The organism is Candidatus Skiveiella danica (assembly GCF_022705245.1).
Classification (GTDB): domain Bacteria; phylum Pseudomonadota; class Gammaproteobacteria; order Burkholderiales; family Burkholderiaceae_C; genus Skiveiella; species Skiveiella danica.
Genome location: NZ_JAKJEW010000201.1, coordinates 1 through 517 on the forward strand (window position 1 = coordinate 1; position 517 = coordinate 517).

1 protein-coding gene is annotated in these 517 nt (G+C 68.3%); it reads right to left on the bottom strand.

From position 1 onward, the window contains the following. Positions 1–78 precede the first annotated feature (78 nt). The coding region (locus ACMUOY_RS21005) for a helix-turn-helix domain-containing protein (RefSeq protein WP_413894629.1) at positions 79–517 on the bottom strand (439 nt) is incomplete at its 5' end.

The window sequence follows — 517 nt, forward strand, 5'->3', positions numbered from 1 at the left end:
CCCAGCGACCACGCGCCGGTGGTGCTGGAATTGACACTGTAATTTGCTATTATTTTTATAGCTGCTTGCGCTTGTAAATCAAGCGCCGTAGCCGTTTTTTGCTTCATCCACACCGTCCAGGCCCAGCTCCTGGATCTTGCGCGTGATGGTGTTGCGGCCAATGCCCAGGCGCTGTGCGGCCTCCATGCGGCGACCGTGGGTGGCCGCCAGCGCGGTGCGGATCAGGCGTGACTCGAAGCGGTGCGCCAGCACATCGTTCTGGCCCGCGGCCAGCAGGCCCTGGGCTTCGCGCTCCAGGGCTTGCTCCCAGGCGGTGGCATCTGCCCCATCGACCAGCGGGTACGCAGCAAGCGGCGACGGACTGCCCGGCGGCACCGCGACGGGCCGGTGCGCCACGGCTGAAACGCCTGCCACGGGCACGGGTGCCGCCACGGCAGGCAGGGGTTCTGCCGCCGACTCCGCCACCGGCGATGTGGCCAGCAGCGGATCGGTGGTGGCGCTGGGGGCCTCCAGCACC